The sequence below is a fragment of the Streptomyces sp. NPDC044106 genome, from assembly GCF_056433985.1.
Genome location: NZ_JBWKFZ010000010.1, coordinates 179,660 through 200,362 on the forward strand (window position 1 = coordinate 179,660; position 20,703 = coordinate 200,362).

The window sequence follows — 20,703 nt, forward strand, 5'->3', positions numbered from 1 at the left end:
CATGGGACACGACATGGCAGGTTGGGGCGCTGTCCACGGCGGTGCCGCCCACGGCGGCAGAAGTCGTCGGGGCGGCGAAGGGGCGGCGGGGCAGACCGCGTCGGACCGCGGCTGGGCCGCCTCGGTGCGGGGCGCCGTCTTCTGCGCGTGCGCGCTCTTCGTGCTCGTCCTGCTCATCGACCGGGCGGACGACACGCTCACCCCCGCGCGGGCGTGCCTGTGGGCCGCGCTCGCCGTGCTGCTCTACCTGGTGCTGCACCCCGTACGGGTGACCGCGGGCCCCGGCTGGCTGGCCGTACAGGGGCTCGGCCGCCGCAGACACGTCTGCACCTGCCTGCTGACCGCCGTGCGGCGCAGCGAGGGCGTCGCCGCCCGCCTGGTCCTCTGCGACTCACTCGGCAACCGCGTCGAACTCGACCCGCAGATCCTCGTCGACAACCCCCTGCTCCTGCACCGCCTCGACACCGGCGCCCGCACCGCGCGGGAGAACGGGCTGCTCAGGACCGGCTGCACCGAACTGCGCCGGCTGGCCACGCGGGCCGACCGCGCGGCGGCCAAGGCCGTATTCGAGGCGTCGGACCTGCGCTGAGCGCGCGAGCGCACATGGACGCGTCGGACCTGCGCTGAGCACACCCGGAAATGCCCCGCACGCACGCCGTCCCTGATGCTGCCCCGCACACCGCCCCTGATGCCGACCCGCACACGCCCCCCCTTTCGTCCCGCGCGCCCCGGACATCCCCCGTTCACCCGACATCCCGCCGCCCGGTCGTGGCACAGTCGTATGTGTGGATATCGTCAGCCGTGCCGATCTGGACGTACTGCTCCGCCGCTTCTACGCGGCGGCCTTCGCCGACCCGCTGATCGGCCCCTTCTTCACGGAGATCGCCGGGACGGACCTCGACGCGCATCTGCCGCACATCACCGACTTCTGGGAGCGCGCGCTCTTCCGCACCGCCGAGTACCGCCGTGACGCCTTCGCCCCGCACGCCGCCCTGCACGCCGCGCGGTCGCTGACCGCCGAGCACTTCGGCCGCTGGGTGCAGCTGTGGCACGCCAGTGTCGACGGCCTGCACCGCGGACCGAACGCCGACCGCGCCAAGGCGCACGGGGAGCGGATAGCGCTCGCCCTGCTGCGGCGCCTCGGGGGCAAGGACGTGTCGACCGCCGGTGCGGGCCCCGGCTTCGTCCCGCTGGCCGCCCTGGAGCTGAGCAGAGCTGCGTGAGCCGTACGGCGCGGGGGCGTCAGGCCGCCGCGCCGCCGTCGATCACCAGGTCCGCGCCGACCACCGAGCCGGACTCGTCGGACGCCAGGTAGAGCACGGCCGCGGCGACCTCCTCGGTCGTGGAGACGCGGCCCAGTGGCGTCGACTCCTTCATCCGGGCCGCCCGGTCGGCCTCGGTCTCGCCGGGGCGGAACGACATGGTGGTGTCGGAGGAGCCGGGGCTGACGGTGTTGATGCGGACGCCGTCCCTGATGTGCTCGGCGGCCGCCGCGCGGCTCAGCGCGGAGACGGCGGCCTTGGTCGCCCCGTACGCCGCCGTGCCCGGCGTGCTGGTGTGTGCGCCGAGGGTGGAGCCGATGTTGACGATGGTGCCGCCCGCGGGCTGCGTGCGCATCCGCTTCACCTCGGCCTGGAGGGCGAGGAGTACGCCGGTGACGTTGATGTCGAGCATCAGGCGCCAGTCGGCCTCGGGCAGCTCGGCGACCGGCTGTCCGGCGCGCAGGATGCCCGCGTTGTTCACTGCCACGTCCAGGGAGCCGAAGCGGTCGACGGTGGCGGCGACGAGCGCGGCGAGGTCGGCGGAGCGGGAGACGTCGGCGGTGACGGCGAGGGCGGTGCCGCCGGCGGCCTCCACGAGGTCCGCGGTCTCCTTCAGCGGGCCCTCGGTGCGCCCGGCGACGACGACGTTCGCGCCCTCGGCCGCGAGGGCGAGCGCGATGGCCCGGCCGAGGCCGGAGCCGCCGCCGGTGACGAGGGCGGTGCGGCCGATGAAGCGGTGCCGGGCGACGGAAGCAGTCATGGCGGAGTCTCTCTTTTCTTGACCGATCGGTTCAATATCAAGGCGTGAAGAAGTCGGCCCTACGGATACGGATACGGATGCGGAAGCGGATGTGGATGCGGCTCAGTCGAGCAAGACCAGCGCCTGCTCCACCGCGTCCCGTACCCGCGCCGGGTCCGTGGAGGCCTTGCCGACCACCCGCAGGCCCTGCATCACGACGAGCAGCATGCGGGCGAGGGTCAGCGGATCGCGGTTCCCGGGCAGCTCGCCCTGGGCCTGCGCGCGGACGAGCGCGGAGTGCATCAGCGTCTCCAGGCGCTCCCAGCTCCGCTCGACGCAGCGGGCGGCGGACTCGTCGTGCGGGCCCAGCTCGGCCGCGGTGTTGGTGATGAAGCAGCCGTTGAGGCGCTCCTCGGCGGAGGTCGCCTCGGCCCCGAAGCGGCGTACGAGCGCGCGGACGGCGGGCAGTGCGGGGCCCGGCTGCGAGAGCTCGGTCAGCAGGCGCGGGTCCTGGAGCGTGGCGTACCGCTCCAGCGCCTTCAGGTACAGCTCGTGCTTGTTCCCGAAGGTCGCGTAGATGCTGGCGCGCCCGATGCCGAGCGCCTCGACGAGGTCCGCCATCGACGTCGCCTCGTAGCCGCGCCGCCAGAACAGCTCCAGGGCCGACTGCAGCGCGGTGTCCGGATCGAATTCCTTGGTCCTGGCCACGAGGGAACAGTACGCAATTCTGGAATGACCGGTCAAGAGGGATCAGGCGATGCGCACCGCGTGCACCGCCACCGCCACCTCCTCGTCGTCCAGGCACCGCCCGGTCTCCAGGTCGAACCGCTGCTTCAGCAGCGGCGAGGCGACGAACGGCCGTCCCCGCTCCGTTCCGAGCAGGCCCCGGGAGAGGACCGCGGCGCCCGTGAACGGGTCACGGTTGTCGATCGCGTACGTACGGCCCTCGCGGTCGAGGAAGAGCGCGGCCTGGCGGCCGTCGGGCAGCAGGGCGGCGAGGCCCCGGCCCGGCATCAGCTGCGTACGATCGCAGATCGCGAACCAGTCGTCGTCCAGGCGCAGTTGGACACGGGGGGCGGGCAAAGCGGTCGAGTCGCTCATCGTGCGGCTCCTTCCAGGGGGCGGGGGCTGATGGACAGCAGGGGCAGGTCGGGCTTGATCTGGTCGCGCTCGGGGACGAAGCCGACCGTGGGGTCGGGCACGCCGGGCGCGTTGACGAAGGAGACGAAGCGAGCGAGGCGCTCCGGGTCCTCGAGGGTCTCGGCCCACTCGTCGCGGTAGTGCGTGACGTGGGCGGCCATCAGCGACTCCAGCTCGTCGCAGATGCCAAGGGAGTCGTGGACGACGACGTCGCGGACGTGGTCGAGGCCGCCGTCGATCCGGTCGAGCCAGGCGGCGGTGCGCTCCAGGCGGTCGGCGGTGCGGATGTAGAACATGAGGAACCGGTCGATGAGACGGACCAGTTCGGCGTCGTCGAGGTCCTGGGCGAGCAGGTCGGCGTGGCGCGGGGTCGCGCCGCCGTTGCCGCCGACGTACAGGTTCCAGCCGCTCGCCGTGGCGATCACGCCGAAGTCCTTGGACTGCGCCTCGGCGCACTCGCGGGCGCAGCCGGAGACCGCCGACTTCAGTTTGTGCGGGGCGCGCAGGCCGCGGTAGCGCAGCTCCAGGTCGATGGCCATGCGGACGGAGTCCTGCACGCCGTAGCGGCACCAGGTCTGCCCGACGCAGGACTTCACCGTGCGCAGCGCCTTGCCGTACGCGTGGCCCGACTCGAAGCCCGCATCCACCAATCGCGCCCAGATGACCGGCAGTTGTTCGACGCGCGCGCCGAAAAGGTCGATGCGCTGACCGCCGGTGATCTTCGTGTAGAGCCCGAAGTCCCGCGCCACCTCACCGATCACGATGAGCTTCTCCGGCGTGATCTCGCCGCCGGGGATGCGCGGGACCACCGAGTAGGAGCCGTTCTTCTGGAGGTTGGCGAGGAAGTGGTCGTTGGTGTCCTGGAGCGCGGCCTGCTCGCCGTCCAGGACGTAGCCGCCGGCGCCGATGGCCGGGGCGAGGGACGCGATGATCGAGCCGACCGCCGGCTTGCACTCGTCACAGCCCTCACCGCCGCGCGCCTCCTCGCGGCCGTGCGCGTCGAGCAGTTCGCGGAAGGAGGTGACGCGCAGGGCGCGCACGATCTCGTACAGCTCCTGGCGGGTCTGCGCGAAGCAGCCGCACAGCCCGTCGTCACCGCTCTTCGGCAGCAACTGCCCGATCACCTTCAGGCAACTGCCGCATCCCGTACCGGCCTTGGTGCACTTCTTGACCTCGGGCAGCGAGGAGCAGGCGCAGATCTGGTCCTTGGTGACGTTGTGGCAGTTGCAGATCACCGCGGAGCCGGGCAGGGCCTCGGGGCCGAGCGCGACCGGGGCGCCCGCGCCCGCGGGCAGCACCAACTGCTCGGCGGGCACCGGAGGTACGGACCCGGTGAGCGGGCGCAGCACCCCGTACGCCTCGGCGTCGCCGACGAGGATCCCGCCGAGCAGTTCACCGCCCGGCGCCATCACCAGCTTCTTGTACGTGCCCGAGCGCGAGTCGGTGTAGACGACGTCGAGGCAGCCCTCGGCCGTGCCGTGCGCGTCGCCGAACGACGCCACGTCGACACCGAGGAGCTTCAGCTTGGTGGAGAGGTCGGCGCCGGTGAAGCTCGCCTCGCGGGAGGCGATGGCGGCGGCGGCCGTCTGCGCCATCTCGTAGCCGGGCGCGACCAGGCCGTACACCCGGCCGTCCGCCGCGAGGGCGCACTCGCCGATCGCGTACACGTGCGGGTCGCTGGTGCGGCACTGCTCGTCGACCGTGATGCCGCCGCGCTCGCCGACCGCCAGGCCGTGCGCGCGGGCGAGCTGGTCGCGCGGGCGGACGCCCGCCGAGAACACCACCAGGTCCGTGGCGACCTCGCTGCCGTCGGACAGCTTCATGCCGGTCACGGCGCCGTCCTCGCCGGTCACGATCTCCTGCGTGCCGGTGCCGGTGTGCACGGTCAGGCCCATGCCGGTGATGGTGCGCAGGAGCGCGGCGCCGCCGCCCTCGTCGACCTGCACCGGCATCAGGCGCGGCGCGAACTCCACGACGTGCGTGGCCAGTCCGAGCCCCTTCAGCGCGCCTGCTGCCTCCAGGCCGAGCAGCCCGCCGCCGACGACCGCGCCGGTCGTGGCGCGCCGCTTCGCGTACTCCTCGATGGCGAGCAGGTCCTCGATGGTGCGGTAGACGAAACAGCCCGTCGCGTCCTTGCCCGGCACGGGCGGCACGAACGGGTAGGAGCCGGTCGCGAGCACCAGCGTGTCGTACGCGAAGACGGCGCCCGAGCGCGCGGTGACCGTCCTGGCCTCGCGGTCGAGGCTCTCCGCCGCGTCGCCCACGTACAGCTCGATGCCGTGCTCGTCGAGGAACTCCCGGTCGGTGACGGAGAGTTCGTCCGGCGTGCGGCCCGAGAAGTACGAGGTGAGCTGCACGCGGTCGTAGGCGGGGCGCGGCTCCTCGCACAGCACCACGATCCGGTGGCTCGCCGTGAGGCCCTGCCCGGCGGCGGCTTCGAGGAAGCGCTGGCCGACCATGCCGTGTCCGACGAGCACGAGGGTGGGGCGGGGGTTCGGGGGCGGTACGGGCGTGGGCATGTCAGCGGCCTCCGTCGTGGGTGAGTCCGTCGTGGGTGAGCAGGTGGAGCAGGGGGCTGCCGTCGTCGGGCAGCGGATCGTCGGCCTCCCAGGCGCGCGCCAGCGCGCCGACCGCCGCGAGCTCGCCGAGCAGGACGCCGCCGACGAGGCGGCCCTCGCGGACGACGACCTTGCGGTACGTGCCGCGGGTGGCGTCGGCGAGCTGGACGACGTCGTCATCGAGGCGGGGCTCCGGGTCACCGAAGGCCGCGAGGTCCAGCGGGCCCGGGCCCGGCAGGGTGAGGCGGGTCAGGGTGCGGGAGCCGGTGTAGGGGCGCGCGCCGTCCCGGCCGGCCGCTTCGCGCGTCAGCGCGTCGGCGAGCGCGTCGGCCTGCTCGACGGCGGGCGTCGCGAGGCCGTACACGCGGCCCCCGTGCTCCGCGCAGTCGCCGACGGCCCGGATGTGCGGGTCGGAGGTCCGCAGCAGGTCGTCCACGACGATGCCCCGGCGCACGTCGAGCCCGGCGGCCCGCGCCAGACCGGTGCGGGGCCGCACGCCGCAGGCCAGGACGGTCAGATCGGTGTCCAGGAGGTAGCCGTCGGCGAGTTCTACGTGGCGTACGGCGCCGTCGGTGACGCCGACCCCGCGCACCCGGCACTCGGTGTGCACCTCGACGCCGAGGTCCGTGAGATGCCGGTGCACCAGCCGCGACGACATGGGGTCGAGCTGCCGTTCCATGAGCCGCTCGGCCTGCTGGGTCAGGACGACCTGGGCGCCACGCCGGGCGAGGGCGCGGGCCGCCGACACGCCGAGGAGGCCGCCGCCGATGACGACGACGCGGACGCCCGGCGCCACGGCGGCGGAGAGGGCGAGGCAGTCGTCCAGGGTCCGGAACGCGTGCACGCCACCGGGGAGTTCACCGGCGCCGGGCGCGAACAGGCCGCGCAGCGGAGGCAGTACGGGGTTCGAGCCCGTCGCGAGGACGAGCGTGCCGTACGCGACGACGCTGCCGTCGGCGCAGTGCACCCGGCGCTCGGCCCGGTCGACGCGGACCGCGCGGGTGCGCAGGACCGGGCCCGGCGGGCGCGGCAGGGCGATCACGTCGGGGCCGTACCGGCCCGCGAGGACCTCGGCGAGCAGGACGCGGTTGTACGGGGAGTGGTCCTCCTCGCCGATCAGCACGGTCCCTGCGCCGAGCCGCTGCGCCAACCGGGCACCGGCGAGACCCGCGCCGATCACGACGACACCGTCGGCCGGTGCGGGGCCGGGGCCGGTGGCGGTCGGCTGCGCTGATGAGGTCATGCACAGCAGCGTGCGGTGCCGGTGTTACCCGGCAGGATCGGACCTGTTTCCCGCGGGGAACGCTGCGCTCAGCGGGGGCGGGGGAGGGCTGTGAGGGGTGGCGGGGCCGACGGCGGGGAGCGGTGGGGCCGACGGCCGGGAGCGGTGGGGGCGGCCGTGGAGCCTCGGTGCCCCAGCCTCGCCGGGCCCCCTTGCTTAACCCCCGTTGAGCCGATCCTCAAGGGCGCCTTAAGGATCGCGGGAACGCCGTTGACCAGCGACTTCCGGCGAGTTCCGGCGCCTGGTGTGCCGCCGTGACCACCGAGGCAGCCGACCCCCGACTCGACGCGTACCCCGCCCTGGCCGCGTACCTGCGTCAGCTGGACGCCACGCCGGACCCCGGCATTCCGCCGATGCCGGAGGCGACTGCTCGCCGGGTACGGGATCCTCGTCATGCTGTTCCTGATGGCCCGCGTCCCCGCCGTCGAACACGGCGTCGACGCCGACCGCCTCGCGCGGCTGCACGCCCTCGGCGGCCGGTACGTCCTTGGCCTCTGTGCCGCCCACGCCCTCCTCGCCGTCTGCGCATACGCCGCCCACGCCGACACCGACCCACTGCGCACCGCCCTCGGCCTGCTCGGCTACCCCGGCATCGCGGCGGCCACCACGGGCACCGCCCTGCTCGCCGCGGTCGGCGCCACCTCCGCCCGCGCCCTGCGCCGCCGCGTCCCGCACGAGATCTGGCGCCACGTGACCCCGGGCGTGGCGACCTCAGAGCCGCGTGACCTCGGAGACTCCCGACCGCAGAGCTCGCGACCTCAGAAGACGCTCAACTCTCACCGATTACGTGGACGGCGTGATCATCCCTTGCCTAGGGTCGCGATCATGCCTGACATATCCCTGACCACGGTCGTCGTCCTCTGCCTGGCCGCACTCGCGGCCGGCTGGATCGACGCCGTGGTCGGCGGCGGCGGACTGCTGCTGCTCCCCGCCCTGCTGCTCGGCCTGCCGGGCGGCGCCCCCGCCGCGCACGCCCTCGGCACGAACAAGGCCGTCGCGATCGTCGGGACGACAGGCGCCGCCGTGACGTACGTCAGGAAGACCCGCGTCGACGTGCCGACCGCGGTACGGATCGGCCTCGCCGCGCTCGCCGGTTCGATGGGCGGCGCCTTCTTCGCGGCCGGGATGAGCACCGAGGTCCTCAAGCCCGTGATCATGGTGGTGCTGCTCGCCGTCGCCGCCTTCGTGATCCTCAGGCCCGCCTTCGGCACCGCGCCCGCCGCGGGACCCGCGTCCCGGCGGCGCGTCCTGGCCGCGATCGGCCTCGCGGGCCTCGGCATCGGCTTCTACGACGGCCTCATCGGCCCCGGCACCGGCACGTTCCTCGTGCTCGCCCTGACCGCCGTGCTCCACCTCGACCTCGTCTCCGCCTCCGCCACCGCGAAGATCGTCAACTGCTGCACCAACGCGGGCGCCCTCGCGATGTTCGCCTGGCAGGGCGCGGTCCTGTGGCAGCTGGCCGCTCTGATGGCCGTCTTCAACCTCGCGGGCGGCATGTTCGGCGCGCACACGGCGCTGAAGAAGGGCAGCGGCTTCGTCCGGGTCGTCCTGCTGACCACCGTCTTCGCGCTCGTGGTGAAGATGGCGTACGAGCAGTGGCTGGCCTGAGGCCTGGCGCACGCGCCGGAAAGCGGTCAGACACGCGCCGGAAGGCGGCCGGTTCTCAGCGCACGCCGGTGAGGTGCGCGAAGACCACCACGTTGCCCTGGTACCCGGTCTGCCTGGAGTACTTCCCGCCGCAGGTGATGACCCGCAGCTCCGGCCGGGACGCGGCGCCGTACACCTTCTCGTCGGGGAAGTCCTTGGCGTCGTACACCTCGTTCGCGTCGACGGTGAAGACGGCCACGCTGCCGTCCCTGCGCCGGACCTCGATCCTGCTGCCCTTCCGTACCGCACCCAGCTCGTAGAAGACGGCGGGGCCCTCCTTGTTGTCGACGTGACCGGCGACGATGGCGGTGCCGCGTTCGCCCGGCGTGGTGCCCGCCTCGTACCAGCCCGCCAGGTTCTTCCGGTTCAGGGGCGGCACGTCGAGGCTGCCCTGCCGGGTGAGGCCGAGCCCCATCAGCGGTGTGTCGACGCCGATCGCGGGGATGCGCACCCGATCGGGCGGGGACGGCGGGAGCGGCGGTGTGCCGTGGTCGTGAGGGGTGGCGGGCTCGGAGCGCCGGGTGCCTGGCCCGGCCGACGCGGCCTGGGCGGCGGAGGGCTGGGGCGGGCGCGACTCGGCGCCGCTGCTCAGCAGCCAGGCCCCGGCGCACAGCGCCACGGCCGTGACGGCTCCTATGGCGGCGTTGCCGACCTTCCTGCGGGCGCGGGGTCCCGTACCGGACTGCGTACGGGGCCGGGGTACGCGGCGGGTACGGCGCATACGGCATCCCCCTCGGGGTCGGAACGGTCCTGTCCCTCGTCCCCTCCCGCCCACGAGGGGACACGGGCGGGAGGGGGCAAGGGGTGGCGGTACCGGCGGACAGCGGAGGGTGTCCGTCAGATCCTGTCGCCTCTCGCCCGGCGGTGCAGGAGCCAGGTACCGCCCGCGGCGGCGACGGCCAGGGCCGCCACTCCCGCCGCGGTCTGCACGGGGTCGGGGCCGAGTGCGCCGCCGACCCCCGTCTTGACGTGTCCTCTCGGATGCTGCCGCGGCTCCACGCCCGCCGCCGCGGTGGAGGTGATCGTGACCACCAGGTCGCCCGCGACGCGCTTGCCCTTCACGCCTGAGCCGCCGGACCCGGAGCACTTCGCGACGATCTCGTACGTGCCGGGCTGCGCGGACGGCGGCACCTCGAAGCGGCCGGACGCGGCCTCGCCGCCCTCCTCCTGCGCGCCGGGCGCCAGCGAGAAGCTGCCCGCGCCCACCGCGCTCGCGTCACCCGCCGCGGTCCCGCCGGGGCCGCAGGCGGTGGTGTGCACGGTGACGGTGGTGCCGGGGGTGACGGTGGCGGGCTGGATGCGCAGTTCACCGGCGGGCGGTCCTGGAGCGGCCGATGCGGGGAGAGCCAGGGCGCCCGCCGCCACGGCGAGAGCGGTACCGGTCAGCAGGCGGGCGTTGCGCATTGCTCGTTCCTCCGAGGGCCTTCGCGCGAGCACGGCCCGCGGCACCCCCAAGTGCCGCTGCGTCGGTCGAACCCCGCTCTACCGAGGTAAGTGGCACTCGGCGCCGCACGCCTCCCGGTGAGCCGCCAAAAGGGCGAGGTACGGGGCACTTCTGGTGCGGCGCCGACCACGTTCCAGCAGGTCACCGGCGTATCGGAGGAAGGCGGACGAAGGGTGGGCGCGGCACCGGTGAATGGGTGACACCGGCGCGGCGACGCGTGGCGGGAGGGTTCGAGGACGGGCTCTCAGACCGTGTCCCACGGCACGGCCTCGTAGGCCCCGGCCACCGTCGCCATCAGCTTCTCGTCGATCCCGTACACGGTGTCGTCGATCCGCCGCACGGGGCGGACCCCCCACGCGTTGGTGACGAAGGCCGCAGCGTACGACGGGAGGCCGGCGAGGGTCACCGGGGCGTGCCGGGTCGGCAGACCGGCGGCGGGCAGGACGGCCTGGACCAGCTGCATCGTGATGCCGGACAGGTGCGGGGCGGTCGGCCACACGACTTCCCGGCCGTCGAAGAAGGCGATGTTCGTGACGGCGCCCTCGCTGACCTCGCCGCCCGGTCCCGTGAGCAGCGCCTCGTCGAAGCCCGCGCGCCGGACGAGGTCGGCGTGGCGGGCCTGCCCGAAGCCGCCCAGGTGCTTGATGTGGGCGAAGGGCCGCTGGTACGGCACGGAACGCAGCGACTGCGCGCGTTCCTCCATGGTGGCGGGCAGCTCCGTCGGCGGCCGGACGACGACCATGAGGGACGGCTCCCCGCCGGGGGCGTGGACGTAGACACGTACGGACGCCTCCGTGATGTCGTCGCGCAGGATGTGCCGGATCAGACCGCGCACCCGTTCCCCGTCCAGGGCGTGTCCGAAGAGCTCACGGGTGGCCGCGTCGAGCCGGGCCAGATGCCGTTCGATGCCGCGCACTTTGCCGCCCCTGACCTGCATCGCGGTGAAGTGTCCCGTCTGGACGAGGGCGGGCCACAGCAGGGCGTCGGCGGTGACGGCCCGGCCGTCGATCTCGATGCGTTCGACCAGCGCGGAATTTGTCATGCGGCCACGCTACGGCGCGCCCGACGGGTCGGGCCCTCGGCAGGTCAGGTCGACGGGTCGGGCCCTCAGCAGTCAGGTCGACGGGTCGGGCCCTTCGTAGGTCAGGCCCTCGGCAGCCGTACGACCGCCACCGCACCGCCGTCCGCCGCGTTGGCGAGGTCCACGCGGGCGCCGATCACCTGGGCCTGGCCGAACGCGATGGTCAGGCCGAGACCGGTGCCCTGGCCGCGTTCCCGCGCGCCGGTCTGGAACCGTCGCGGGCCGTCGGTGAGCAGGTGCCGCGGGAAGCCGGGACCGTGGTCGCGGACCGTGACCTCGACGCCGTCGACCCGCACCTCGACCGGCGCGCCGCCGTGCTTGCGCGCGTTGGCGACGAGGTTGGTGAGAATCCGCTCAAGACGCCGCGCGTCGGTCCGCACGAACGTCCCGTACGCGGCGTCCCCACCCCGCTCGCCACCCCGCTCGCCACCCCACCCGGCGCGCCCACTCAGCGCGTCGAAGCCCGCGGCCGAACCGCTCACCCGCTCCGCGATGGTCTCGACGAGCCGCCCCAGCTGGTGGACCTTCAGGTCGGGCCTCTCCACCTCCGCGTCCAGGCGGGCCACTTCGAGCAGGTCCTCCGTGAGGGTGCGCAGGGCGTGGACGCGGTCGCGCACGAGTTCCGTCGGACGGCTCGACGGCAGCAGCTCGGCCGCCGTGTGCAGCCCGGTCAGCGGGGTGCGCAACTCGTGCGCGACGTCCGCGGTGAAGCGCTGCTCGGCCTCCAGACGCTGTTGCAGGGACGCGGCCATCGTGTCGACCGCGGTGGCCAGTTCGGCCACCTCGTTCCTGCTGTGCCGCTCACCGGGCGGGCGCGGATGGCCGATACGGGCGTCGAGGTCGCCCCGGCTGATGCGGCGCGCGATGGCCGCCGCGGTGCGCAGCTCGCGGCTGACCCTGCTGGACAGGCCCGCACCGCCGAGCGCGGCGAGGGCGACGACGACGGCGCCCCAGATGATCACCTGACGGTCGAACTCGGCCATTTCGGCGGCCTGTTCGCGCAGCGGCTCACGGATGGACAGGACGTGACGGGGGTGATCGCCGATCGGCCGCGCCGCCCAGACGCACGGGTCGTCCGACGCCATGTCGAGATAGGTGGTGCGCTGCCCGGCCAGCGCGGCCTTCCGCAGGGGCTCGGGCAGCCTGGGGTCGTCGAGGGCGGCGTCCGTGTCGTCGTCCTGCTCGACCTGGCCCGACAGCTCGTACAACTGGCGTACGCGGACGAGTTGCGCCACGGACCCGGACCGCGCGCTCCCCGTGACCTGGTCGAGCCGGGCGTGGTGGACGAGCAGGCCGATGGCGACGGCGACCACCGCGCAGCCCGCGGCGAGCAGCGCGGCGATCTTCCAGCGCAGCCCGAGGCCGTTGAGCACGGCACGGACGCGGGCCATGGTGCGGGGCACGGCGCGGGGCGTGGTGCGCGGCGCGGGGCACGGCGCGGGGCATGGCGCGCGGCATCAAGGCCCGTTCCGCTCGGGCTGCTGTCCGGGCTTCTCGGACCGCTGTCCGGGCTTCTCGGACTCCTTGTAGTTCTTGATGTCACTGACGGCGGACATCCGCGCGCCGTCCCAGTGGAAGCGCACCGCCTGCTCGCCGCCCTCCGCGCACGGAGTACGAAGGAGCAGGTCGGGGCCGATCGTCTCCACGCGCAGGTTCCTGCCGGAGGTGAGCAGGATCGGGTAGACCTTGCCGTCGCGCTCGGAGTAGACGGCCAGAACGGACCGCCCGCTGTCCGTGTCGGCGGCCATCAGCATCTCGGGCTTCCCGTCGCCGGTGAGGTCGACGAATTCCGGCGGCCGCAGGCCGGCCCGCCCCGGCCGGTCGATCATGCCCCGGTCGGCCAGCGGCTTCGTGCGCTGGTCGGCGCGCAGGATCGCGCGCGCGTCCATCGAGGCCAGCCCGCCGGAACCGACCTTCGGCAGCCCCCGCAACGGCCGCGGCGACGGCTGGTGCGTGGCGGCCTCCGCGCCCGGCGCCCGCGAGAACTTGCCCGACCAGGCGGGCCAGACCGCCTCGGGGCGGGGCTGCACGGAGACGGACGGCGCGCTCTCGCCGTGACCGAGACCGTTCGTGCCGGCGCACCCCGTGCCCCCGGTGAGGGCGAGGACCGCGAGGGCGGCGGCGTGGAGGAGCGGGCGGCGGAGGTACGTGTTCATGGGATGGCTGACCGTCACGTGGGGGGAGTTGAGCTGGTGATGGCCGACCCGGAGCGCTGCTCCGGGGCTTCGGCGGAGTGCCGGCCACCGCTCTCGAAGGTAGGAACCGTCCATCACGGAGAACGGGAGGTTGTGTAACGAATACGCCTAAGAGCGGCGAAAGCCCGATGCTCAGGACCTTCGGCCTGTGCACTCGCCCCTGGGCGCCCCCTGGGCGCCCCTGGTGGCACCGCTGTGCACAATCGGCGTATGGACGACGAACCGAAGGTGCGGGTGCTGACCGTACTGACCACGACGGACACCGAGGTCAAGGCGCGGGACCTCGCGGGCGGCGCGGTCCGCGCGCGGGTCGCGGCCTGTGCGCAGATCGCCGGACCCGTCACGTCCGTGTACCGGTGGGAGGGCGAGCTGGAGTCCGCCCAGGAGTGGCAGGTGCTGTTCAAAACGGCGACCGCGCGCTACGCCGCCCTGGAGTCCTGGCTCACCGAGGCCCACGACTACGACACCCCGGAGATCATCGCGACACCGGTGGCCCGGGGGAGCGCCGCCTACCTGGAGTGGGTGGAGCGGGAGACCGCCGAGTGACGGTCCGGAACGAACGCGGCGCGCCCCGCCTCCCGTTCTTCGTCTACGGCACCCTCCGCCCCGGAGGGCCGAACCACGCCGCGTACCTGCGCGGCCGGACCGCCTCGGAGGAACCGGCCCACCTGCCGGACGCCGTCCTCTACGACGGCCCCGGCTACCCGTACGCCGTCGAGGCCCCCGGCGAGGGCCCGGTCCGCGGAGAGCTGGTGACGGCCCTGCCCGCCGCCTACGACCGGCTCCTCGCCGCCCTGGACATCCTTGAGGAGTACGTCCCGGGCGACCCCCGCAGCCTGTACGAACGGATCGCGCGCGACGTGACCCGAGCGGACGGGACGGCCGTACGCGCCTGGGTGTACGTCGCGGCCCCGCGGCCGGCAGCCGGGCTGCGGGCCTCGGGATCGGTGATCGGCGGAGGCGACTGGACCACGCACCGCCTCAAAACCCGGTGACCCCGACCTCTTACCTCTCACCTCCCCCTCCCGCCTCTCGCCTCCTCCCCTCCACCGCGCCAACACGCCCGCCCCACGGCCCAACTCCCGCCCCACAAGCGTGAATGCGCAGCTCAAACGGCTACGCACTCGATGTGATGATCTGAACCACTCGTGCGAGCGAGTTCACGCGACCACGGACAGTGCGTGCCGCGAAGCTCTCCGTGCGCACCTCCCGGTGTGCGAGGCGGTGCGTGAGCACCCATCCCAGAAGGAGTCGCCTCATGCGAGTTCGCCGTACCCTGCCGGCCCTCATCGGCGCCCTGACCATCGGTCTCGGCATCTCCCTGGCGTCCTCGGCCTCCGCCGAGCCGACGGCCGTCAAGGACCCCTGCGGGTTCTTCGAGACCGCAAGCGACGCCTACTACAACCACTGCACCAGCGACGGCTCGCACATCGTGATCGAGATCGACGACTGGGGTCCCAACAGCGAGCGATGCGTCGGCCCTGGCGTGACCTGGATCGGCTCGGCGTCGGGTGTGGACGGCGCCTGGTACACGGGCCGCCTCTGCTGATCCCCGGCACCTTCGCCTGACGGCGGGCCCGGGGCACTCGCACCCCGTCCCGGCCCCGCATCACCTCCCCTTCGACCTCCAGCCCTTCGACCTCCAGTCCTTCACCTACGGCCGTTCCACGCGCTCCAGCCGCACCGCGCACACCTTGAACTCCGGCATCCCCGACACGGGGTCGAGGGCCGGATGCGTCAGGGTGTTGGCCCGTCCCTCCCCCGGCCAGTGGAACGGCATGAAGACCGTGTCGGCGCGGATCGCCGACGTCACCCGCGCCGGAGCCACCGCGCGCCCGCGCCGCGAGACGACGGCGACCGGATCGTCCTGCCCGACCCCCAGGCGCGCGGCCAGCCGGGGATGCAACTCCACGAAGGGCCCCGGAGCAGCCGAGTTGAGCTCCTCCACGCGCCGCGTCTGAGCCCCCGACTGGTACTGCGCCAGCACCCGCCCCGTGGTCAGCAGTACGGGATACTCCGCGTCCGGCTCCTCAGCTGCGGCCCGGTGCACCACCGGCACGAACCGGGCACGCCCGTCCTCGGTGGCGAACCGGTCGAGGAACAACCGCGGCGTCCCGCAATGCGGCGCGCGGATCCCCTCGCCGACCACCCCGCCGTCGCGCACAACGCCAGCCCCTTCCCCGGTGGTCCCCGCGTCCGCCGGGCACGGCCAGAACACCCCCTTCCCGTCGTCCTCCCTCAGCCGCTCGTAACTGATCCCCGAGTAGTCCGCGGGCCCGCCCGCGCTCGCCCGGCGCAACTCCTCGAAGACCTCCTCCGGTTCGGCCGGGAACCCCTTTCCGTGTCCGAGCCGCGCCGCGAGCCCGTGCAGCACGTCCAGGTCACTGCGCACCCCGGCCGGCGCGGAGACGGCCCTGCGCCGCAGCAGCACTCGCCCCTCCAGATTCGTCACCGTCCCCGTCTCCTCCGCCCACTGCGTCACCGGCAGCACGACATCCGCCAGCTGAGCCGTCTCGGACAGCACCACGTCCGCCACCGCGAGGAAGCCGAGCGAGCGCAGCCGTCCCTCCACGTGCGCGGCGCGCGGCGCGGAGACGACCGGGTTGGAACCCATCAGAAGCAGGGCCTTGATATCCTCGCCCAACGCGTCGAGCAGCTCGTACGCCGACCTGCCCGGACCCGGCAACGAGTCCGGATCCACACCCCACACCCCCGCGACATGCGACCGCGCCGCCGGATCGGTCAGCTTGCGGTAACCGGGCAACTGGTCCGCCTTCTGGCCGTGTTCACGCCCACCCTGACCGTTGCCCTGGCCCGTCAGGCAGCCGTACCCGGAGAACGGCCGCCCGGCGCGCCCCGTCGCGAGACACAGGTTGATCCACGCCCCGACCGTGTCCGTACCCTTGGACTGTTGCTCGGGCCCACGTGCGGTGAGCACCATCGCGTTGTCAGCGTCGCAGAAGAGGCTTACGGCGTCGCGCAGTTGGGGAACGGCCACGCCGGTGATCCGCTCGACGTGCTCGGGCCAGTGCGCCATCGCCGCCGCCCGCGCCTCCTCCCATCCGTTCGTCCGCTCCTCGATGTACGTCTCGTCCGTGCGGCCCTCCGCGACGACCAGGTGCAGCAGGCCGAGTGCCAGGGCGAGGTCCGTGCCGGGCCGGGGCGCCAGGTGCAGGTCGGCCTGCTCGGCGGTCCGGGTACGGCGGGGGTCCACGACGATCAGCTTGCCGCCGTTCGCCCGTAGCTCCGTGAGGTACCGCAGGGCGGGCGGCATCGTCTCGGCGAGGTTCGACCCGACGAGGATCACGCACCCGGTACGCGGGATGTCCTCCAGCGGGAACGGCAGCCCCCGGTCGAGCCCGAACGCCCGCTGCCCGGCGGCCGCGGCCGACGACATGCAGAACCGTCCGTTGTAGTCGATCTGCGACGTGCCGAGCGCCACCCTCGCGAACTTGCCCAGCGCGTACGCCTTCTCGTTGGTCAGGCCGCCCCCGCCGAACACGCCGCACGCGTCCGCTCCGTACTCCGCGCGCGTACGGACCAGCTCGTCCGCGATCCGGTCCAAGGCCTCCTCCCAGGTGGCCGGAGTGAGCCTGCCCGTGGCGCGGGACCGGATGAGCGGCTCCGTGAGCCGCACCCGGGAGGAGAGCACGGCGGGGGCCGTGCGGCCCTTGCCGCACAGAGCTCCCTTGTTGACGGGGAACCCGGCACGCTCCACGACCTCGACGTCGCCGTCGGGCGTCGTCGTCAGGCCCATGCCGCACTGCAGGGCGCAGTACGGGCAGTGGGTTGCCGTTGCCGTGGCCGTTGCCTTCGCCTCTGCCTCTGTCGTGGCCGAGGGGGGCGCCGGTGTTGCGGATGTCGCCGGTGTCGCCGTGGAGTGCATGCCGTTCAGCGTCCGGCGTGCGTGTTACGTGGCGCGGTGCGGGCGCGTTACGCGCACGGTAAGCGGACCTCAGTGGCTCCCTTCTCGCGTTGTGAGGTGCCTCCGGCGTGGCCTGTGGGGAACCCCCGTTCGCTCAGCGGGGAGCGGCAAGTGCTCGTTGTACGCCCGGTTCCCGTGGGCCCAAGAAGTGGGGGTCGGGGTGGAATGTCGCGTCGAGGGCGGCCTTGGTCGCTGCGAGGACCTCGCGGGCGCCGCCGTAGTACCAGGTCGCGTCGTGCACGGCGTCCACTCCTACCCCGTACGACGAGACGCCCGCCGCGTCGCAGAGTGCGACCGCCCTGCGTATGTGGAAGCCCTGACTGATCAGTACCGCCCGGTCCACGCCGAATATCTTCTTGGCGCGGACGCAGGAGTCCCATGTGTCGAACCCGGCGTAGTCGCTCACGATCCGCCGCTCCGGCACACCGTGCTTCTTCAGGTACGTGCGCATCGCGTCCGGCTCGTCGTAGTCCTCGCGGCTGTTGTCCCCGGTGACGAGGACGACCTCTATCCGGCCCTTGCGGTACAACTCGGCGGCCGCGTCCAGCCGGTGCGCCAGATAGGGCGACGGCTCGCCCTTCCACAGGCCGGCGCCGAAGACCATGGCGACCCGGGTGCGCGGCGCGCCCGCGACCGTGCCCACCTTGTCGTCCGTCGTCACGAACAGCCACGTCGCGGGCAGCAGTGCCAGCACGCACAGCGCCATCGCCGCCTGCACGGTCCGTCGCTGTTCCTTCCGCGTGCGCGGCAACCGCAGCCAGGACGGTCTCCGCACCGCGGACAACCCCGCACGCGGAGTCGGCAGCCGCAGCCGCAACCGCCGCGCCCACCCCGAACGTTCCCCACGTCGTGCCACCTGTGAACCGCCCCCGAACCCCGTACCCGCCGGATCCCCCCGATCCGATCACTGCCACAACCGTAAGCGGAACCGCCGGCAACATCAGCGACCCGTGCCCCCGAAACACCCCGGAGAACAACCCCCGACCCCGACTCGGGGAGAGCCCTGACACCACCCCGCCCCCCGCCGTGAGCGCCGGGAAAACAGCCGTCACCGCCGCGCAACGCCACGGCAACACGGCCCGGTCATCCTCGGTCCATGACGCCGTCGCACCCTCTTCGCCAAGAGTCCGGCAGCACTCACCTCGACAGTACGGCGCAGCTCATGGACCGCATCACCAGCCAGCTCGGCACCCAGCTCACCCTCGTCTCACCCGACGGCCGACACCGCCCCGCCCCCACCTCTCGCCCCGACCCCCACCCCACCCTCGTCCTGGTCGCCCACGGCAGCCGCGACCCGCGCGCCCTCGCCACCGTCACGGCCCTCGCCGAGCGGGTCCGCGAGCAACGGCCCGGCCTCGCCGTCCGCCTCGGCCACATCGAGCTGAACGAGCCGCTGCTCACCGGCACCCTCGCCGAACTCGAACTCGAACTCGAACTCGACCGGCTAGCCGTGCCCGAGGACCGCACCGCCGTCCTCGTACCGCTGCTCCTCGGCCGCGGCCAGCACGTCAAGCGCGACATACCCGCGGCCGCCGCCGGCGTCCCCGGCCTCGACACCCGCGTCGCCGCCCCGCTCGGCCCGCACCCGTTGCTCGCCGAGGCGCTGCACGCCCGGCTCGTCGAGGCGGGCTGGCCCGCGCGGCACACACGCACGGGCGCGCGCCGACGGCACGCGGTCGTCCTCGCCGCCGCGGGCTCCCGCGACCCCGAGTCGGCCGCCGACACCGAGACCGCCGCCGCGCTGCTCGCCGAACGCCTGGGCGTCCCCGTCGTCCCCGCCTACGCCGCGCCCACCGCAGCCTGCCCCCGCACCGTGCCGCAGGCGCTCGAATCCCTGGCGGCGCAGGGGCGGACGCGCACCGCCGTCGCCGCCTACTTCACCGCGCCGGGCCGCTTCGCCGGCCAGAGCGCGGCCGCCACCCCCTGGCTCGCCGCGGCGCCCCTCGGCCCCCACCCGGCGCTCGCCCGGCTCGTCCTGCACCGCTACGACCAGGCACGCACCGCCCCGGCACCGGCCCGGCGGCGCCGCCTCAGCAGCGTCTGAAGCAGGCCGAATCCGCGGGGCCAGATCCCTGTTTGTCACTGCTTGCGTCTACTGTCGGTGCATGGAAGGCACAGCACCGAACGCGCGACCCGAGGACCGCACCGCCTACAGCGCCTACGACGAGGCGGCCGCCGAGCGGTGGGCCGCCGAGCCCGACAAGAGGCCGGGGCGCACGGCTTTCCAGCGCGACCGCGCGCGCGTCGTGCACTCCGCGGCGCTGCGCCGCCTCGCGGGCAAGACCCAGGTCGTCACTCCCGGCACCCGCAGCCAGGCCTGGGACGCCAGCGCCCGCACCCGTCTGACGCACTCCCTGGAGTGCGCCCAGGTCGGCCGCGAGCTGGGCGCCGCCCTGGGCTGCGACCCCGACCTGGTGGAGACGGCCTGCCTCTCCCACGACCTGGGCCACCCGCCGTTCGGGCACAACGGCGAACAGGCGCTGAACGAAGTGGCGGCCGACTGCGGCGGCTTCGAGGGCAACGCCCAGTCGCTCCGCCTCCTCACCCGCATCGAGCCGAAGCGCTTCACCCGCTCCGCCGCCACCGGCGACCTCGTCAGCGTCGGCCTCAACCTCACCCGTGCCGCCCTGGACGCCGCCACCAAGTACCCGTGGCCGCGCGGCGCCCACCCCGCCGACCCGCACTCCGCCAAGTTCGGTGTCTATGAGGACGACCGGCCGGTCTTCGACTGGGTCCGCGAGGAGGCGCCGGGGCAGCGCACCTGCTTCGAGGCGCAGATCATGGACTGGTCCGACGACGTCGCGTACTCGGTGCACGACTTCGAGGACGGCCTGCACGCGGGACACATCGATCCGAACGCGCTGCACGCCGAGCCTGAGCGGCAGGACATCCACGCCGTGGCGATCGGCCGCTACGTAGCCGATGACACCGACCCCGAAGAGCTCGACCAGGCGCTGGACCGCCTACTGGAGCAGGAGTGGTGGCCGCACGGGTACGACGGATCGGCCGTCGCCCAGGCCCGGTTGAAGGACGCCACGAGCCAGCTCATCGGCCGCTTCTGTCTGGCCGCGGAGAGCGCCACCCGCGCGCGGTACGGCCCGGGGCTCCTCACGCGGTACGCGGCCGAGCTCGTCGTCCCCCGCGCGGCGCGGCACGAATGCGCGGTGCTCAAGGCCGTCGCCGACCGCTATGTGATGCAGCGCCCCGCCCAGGAGCGGCTCCGCGCGGACCAGCGCATCGTCGTCGCCGAGCTCGCCGAGGCGCTCACCGTCCGCGCCCCCGACGGGCTCGACCCGCAGTTCCGCGCCCTGTACGACGCGGCGGCCGACGACCGCGCCGCCCGGCGCGTCGTGATCGACCAGATCGCGTCGCTCACCGACGCGGCGGCCCGCGCCCTGCACACGCGAATGACGGCGAGACCTCAGTGAAA

General features: G+C 73.6%; 20 protein-coding genes and 1 pseudogene. 9 read left to right on the forward strand and 12 right to left on the reverse strand.

Features of this window, described 5'->3' with window-relative positions:
- Window position 1: 1 nt before the first annotated feature.
- Window positions 2–589 (forward strand): hypothetical protein, encoded by a 588-nt coding sequence (locus AC07DI_RS19840; RefSeq protein WP_478905404.1) that lies wholly within the window; start codon window positions 2–4, stop codon window positions 587–589.
- A gap of 196 nt (window positions 590–785) precedes the next feature.
- Window positions 786–1,223, forward strand: coding sequence for a group III truncated hemoglobin (locus AC07DI_RS19845; protein WP_478905405.1), 438 nt, complete (start codon window positions 786–788; stop codon window positions 1,221–1,223).
- A gap of 19 nt (window positions 1,224–1,242) precedes the next feature.
- Here AC07DI_RS19845 and AC07DI_RS19850 read toward each other — a convergent pair whose 3' ends face one another.
- The 5 genes from AC07DI_RS19850 to AC07DI_RS19870 all read right to left on the reverse strand — a co-directional run bounded on the left by AC07DI_RS19850 (window position 1,243) and on the right by AC07DI_RS19870 (window position 6,942).
- Window positions 1,243–2,022: an SDR family NAD(P)-dependent oxidoreductase gene (locus AC07DI_RS19850; RefSeq protein ID WP_478905406.1), complete on the reverse strand. Its 780-nt coding sequence runs from the start codon at window positions 2,020–2,022 to the stop codon at window positions 1,243–1,245.
- Window positions 2,023–2,124: 102 nt separating this feature from the next.
- On the reverse strand, window positions 2,125–2,709 hold the full coding sequence (locus AC07DI_RS19855) for a TetR/AcrR family transcriptional regulator (protein ID WP_478905407.1): 585 nt from the start codon (window positions 2,707–2,709) through the stop codon (window positions 2,125–2,127).
- Window positions 2,710–2,751: 42 nt separating this feature from the next.
- Window positions 2,752–3,102, reverse strand: coding sequence for a nitrite reductase small subunit NirD (nirD, locus tag AC07DI_RS19860; protein WP_478905408.1), 351 nt, complete (start codon window positions 3,100–3,102; stop codon window positions 2,752–2,754).
- Entirely contained in the window at window positions 3,099–5,660 is a 2,562-nt protein-coding gene (gene nirB / locus AC07DI_RS19865; RefSeq protein ID WP_478905409.1) for a nitrite reductase large subunit NirB, read from the reverse strand. Before nirB ends, nirD begins: the two co-directional genes overlap by 4 nt.
- A 1-nt stretch (window position 5,661) precedes the next feature.
- Window positions 5,662–6,942 (reverse strand): NAD(P)/FAD-dependent oxidoreductase, encoded by a 1,281-nt coding sequence (locus AC07DI_RS19870; RefSeq protein WP_478905410.1) that lies wholly within the window; start codon window positions 6,940–6,942, stop codon window positions 5,662–5,664.
- Window positions 6,943–7,365: 423 nt separating this feature from the next.
- Here AC07DI_RS19870 and AC07DI_RS19875 point away from each other — a divergent pair.
- Window positions 7,366–7,659 (forward strand): annotated as a pseudogene (locus tag AC07DI_RS19875) (ferric reductase-like transmembrane domain-containing protein); the annotation flags it as partial.
- A gap of 147 nt (window positions 7,660–7,806) precedes the next feature.
- Complete coding sequence (locus AC07DI_RS19880; RefSeq protein ID WP_478905553.1) at window positions 7,807–8,589, forward strand: sulfite exporter TauE/SafE family protein; 783 nt, start codon at window positions 7,807–7,809, stop codon at window positions 8,587–8,589.
- Between the two features lie 55 nt (window positions 8,590–8,644).
- Here AC07DI_RS19880 and AC07DI_RS19885 read toward each other — a convergent pair whose 3' ends face one another.
- From AC07DI_RS19885 to AC07DI_RS19905, 5 genes are all read right to left on the reverse strand, one after another.
- Window positions 8,645–9,349, reverse strand: a complete 705-nt coding sequence (locus AC07DI_RS19885; protein WP_478905411.1) for a class F sortase — start codon at window positions 9,347–9,349, stop codon at window positions 8,645–8,647.
- A gap of 116 nt (window positions 9,350–9,465) precedes the next feature.
- A complete protein-coding gene (locus AC07DI_RS19890) occupies window positions 9,466–10,032 on the reverse strand; it encodes a hypothetical protein (RefSeq protein WP_384255277.1) in 567 nt (188 codons plus the stop codon).
- 284 nt (window positions 10,033–10,316) lie between these two features.
- A complete protein-coding gene (locus AC07DI_RS19895; protein ID WP_478905412.1) occupies window positions 10,317–11,114 on the reverse strand; it encodes an aminotransferase class IV in 798 nt (265 codons plus the stop codon).
- A gap of 101 nt (window positions 11,115–11,215) precedes the next feature.
- Window positions 11,216–12,556, reverse strand: a complete 1,341-nt coding sequence (locus tag AC07DI_RS19900; protein WP_478905413.1) for a sensor histidine kinase — start codon at window positions 12,554–12,556, stop codon at window positions 11,216–11,218.
- 54 nt (window positions 12,557–12,610) lie between these two features.
- Window positions 12,611–13,309, reverse strand: a complete 699-nt coding sequence (locus tag AC07DI_RS19905) for a hypothetical protein (RefSeq protein WP_478905414.1) — start codon at window positions 13,307–13,309, stop codon at window positions 12,611–12,613.
- Window positions 13,310–13,558: 249 nt separating this feature from the next.
- On the opposite strand from AC07DI_RS19905, the gene cutA reads away from it, so the two are divergent.
- The 3 genes from cutA (at window position 13,559) to AC07DI_RS19920 (ending at window position 14,897) form a co-directional block, all read left to right on the forward strand.
- Window positions 13,559–13,894, forward strand: coding sequence for a divalent-cation tolerance protein CutA (cutA, locus tag AC07DI_RS19910; protein WP_478905415.1), 336 nt, complete (start codon window positions 13,559–13,561; stop codon window positions 13,892–13,894).
- Entirely contained in the window at window positions 13,891–14,343 is a 453-nt protein-coding gene (locus tag AC07DI_RS19915) for a gamma-glutamylcyclotransferase family protein (RefSeq protein WP_478905416.1), read from the forward strand. Before cutA ends, AC07DI_RS19915 begins: the two co-directional genes overlap by 4 nt.
- Window positions 14,344–14,606: 263 nt before the next feature.
- Window positions 14,607–14,897, forward strand: a complete 291-nt coding sequence (locus AC07DI_RS19920) for a DUF6355 family natural product biosynthesis protein (RefSeq protein WP_384255290.1) — start codon at window positions 14,607–14,609, stop codon at window positions 14,895–14,897.
- Window positions 14,898–15,002: 105 nt separating this feature from the next.
- Here the strand turns inward: AC07DI_RS19920 and AC07DI_RS19925 are convergent, their stop codons facing one another.
- The gene (locus tag AC07DI_RS19925; protein WP_478905417.1) at window positions 15,003–17,105 is read right to left on the reverse strand and encodes a molybdopterin oxidoreductase family protein; all 2,103 of its coding nucleotides are present in this window, start codon (window positions 17,103–17,105) and stop codon (window positions 15,003–15,005) included.
- 262 nt (window positions 17,106–17,367) lie between these two features.
- A complete protein-coding gene (locus tag AC07DI_RS19930) occupies window positions 17,368–17,991 on the reverse strand; it encodes a SanA/YdcF family protein (protein ID WP_478905418.1) in 624 nt (207 codons plus the stop codon).
- Window positions 17,992–18,369: 378 nt separating this feature from the next.
- On the opposite strand from AC07DI_RS19930, the gene AC07DI_RS19935 reads away from it, so the two are divergent.
- Both AC07DI_RS19935 and AC07DI_RS19940 read left to right on the forward strand, forming a co-directional pair.
- Window positions 18,370–19,317 carry a sirohydrochlorin chelatase gene (locus AC07DI_RS19935; protein WP_478905419.1) on the forward strand — a complete coding sequence of 316 codons (948 nt, stop codon included), beginning with the start codon at window positions 18,370–18,372 and terminating at the stop codon, window positions 19,315–19,317.
- A gap of 61 nt (window positions 19,318–19,378) precedes the next feature.
- Entirely contained in the window at window positions 19,379–20,701 is a 1,323-nt protein-coding gene (locus tag AC07DI_RS19940) for a deoxyguanosinetriphosphate triphosphohydrolase (RefSeq protein WP_478905420.1), read from the forward strand.
- The last annotated feature ends 2 nt before the right edge of the window (window positions 20,702–20,703 follow it).

Coding starts and splice junctions, on each gene's coding strand:
- AC07DI_RS19920 (WP_384255290.1), top strand. CDS start 14,607: ATGCGAGTTCGCCGTACCCTGCCGGCCCTCATCGGCGCCCTGACCATC.
- AC07DI_RS19890 (WP_384255277.1), bottom strand. CDS start 10,032: ATGCGCAACGCCCGCCTGCTGACCGGTACCGCTCTCGCCGTGGCGGCG.
- AC07DI_RS19940 (WP_478905420.1), top strand. CDS start 19,379: ATGGAAGGCACAGCACCGAACGCGCGACCCGAGGACCGCACCGCCTAC.
- AC07DI_RS19935 (WP_478905419.1), top strand. CDS start 18,370: ATGACGCCGTCGCACCCTCTTCGCCAAGAGTCCGGCAGCACTCACCTC.
- AC07DI_RS19885 (WP_478905411.1), bottom strand. CDS start 9,349: ATGCGCCGTACCCGCCGCGTACCCCGGCCCCGTACGCAGTCCGGTACG.
- AC07DI_RS19840 (WP_478905404.1), top strand. CDS start 2: ATGGGACACGACATGGCAGGTTGGGGCGCTGTCCACGGCGGTGCCGCC.
- nirD (WP_478905408.1), bottom strand. CDS start 3,102: ATGAGCGACTCGACCGCTTTGCCCGCCCCCCGTGTCCAACTGCGCCTG.
- nirB (WP_478905409.1), bottom strand. CDS start 5,660: ATGCCCACGCCCGTACCGCCCCCGAACCCCCGCCCCACCCTCGTGCTC.
- AC07DI_RS19870 (WP_478905410.1), bottom strand. CDS start 6,942: ATGACCTCATCAGCGCAGCCGACCGCCACCGGCCCCGGCCCCGCACCG.
- cutA (WP_478905415.1), top strand. CDS start 13,559: ATGGACGACGAACCGAAGGTGCGGGTGCTGACCGTACTGACCACGACG.
- AC07DI_RS19850 (WP_478905406.1), bottom strand. CDS start 2,022: ATGACTGCTTCCGTCGCCCGGCACCGCTTCATCGGCCGCACCGCCCTC.
- AC07DI_RS19905 (WP_478905414.1), bottom strand. CDS start 13,309: ATGAACACGTACCTCCGCCGCCCGCTCCTCCACGCCGCCGCCCTCGCG.
- AC07DI_RS19925 (WP_478905417.1), bottom strand. CDS start 17,105: ATGGGCCTGACGACGACGCCCGACGGCGACGTCGAGGTCGTGGAGCGT.
- AC07DI_RS19880 (WP_478905553.1), top strand. CDS start 7,807: ATGCCTGACATATCCCTGACCACGGTCGTCGTCCTCTGCCTGGCCGCA.
- AC07DI_RS19895 (WP_478905412.1), bottom strand. CDS start 11,114: ATGACAAATTCCGCGCTGGTCGAACGCATCGAGATCGACGGCCGGGCC.